The 501-nt window shown below is 60.9% G+C and carries 1 protein-coding gene; it reads left to right on the top strand.

Annotation, left to right across the window (positions count from 1 at the left end):
* Positions 1–45: 45 nt before the first annotated feature.
* The coding region (locus CF68_RS34335) for a helix-turn-helix domain-containing protein (RefSeq protein ID WP_035827866.1) at positions 46–501 on the top strand (456 nt) is incomplete at its 3' end.

Raw genomic sequence — 501 nt, 5'->3', positions numbered from 1 at the left:
TGAACTGACCCCCAGAAGTTGGAGACAACTTTTGGGGGTTTTTACATGGCAAAGTACACCGAGCAGTTCAAGCTGCAGGTCGTTCAGGAGTATCTGTCTGGGGATGAGGGATTCCGGCTGCTGGCGCAGCGGCACACGCTGGACCGAGGCACCCTGCGTGAATGGGTGGCGGCCTACCGGCACCATGGGATCGCGGGCCTGAGGGGCAAGCGGGTTCTGTATACGGCGGCCTTCAAGCTGTCGGTTTTGCAGCACATGCGCGCTGAGGGGCTGTCGTTGCGGCAGGCGGCGGCGCGGTTCAATATCCGAGGCTACGGCGTCGTTGCTATATGGCAGCGACGGTATGATGCCGGGGGAGAGGAAGCCCTTTCGCCACGACGAACCCGCAATAGCCAGCCCATGCAAAAGCCACCGACTCCCAAGCCCAAGCAGGATAAAGAGCGTACCCGCGAAGAACTGATCGACGAGGTCAACTATCTGCGCGCGGAGGTGGCGTACCTA

This window comes from Cupriavidus sp. SK-4 (assembly GCF_000611125.1).
In the GTDB taxonomy this organism is placed as follows: Bacteria; Pseudomonadota; Gammaproteobacteria; order Burkholderiales; family Burkholderiaceae; genus Cupriavidus; species Cupriavidus necator.
The sequence above is the reverse complement of the archived record's forward strand: the minus strand, read 5'-3'. Positions and strand labels throughout refer to the sequence as shown.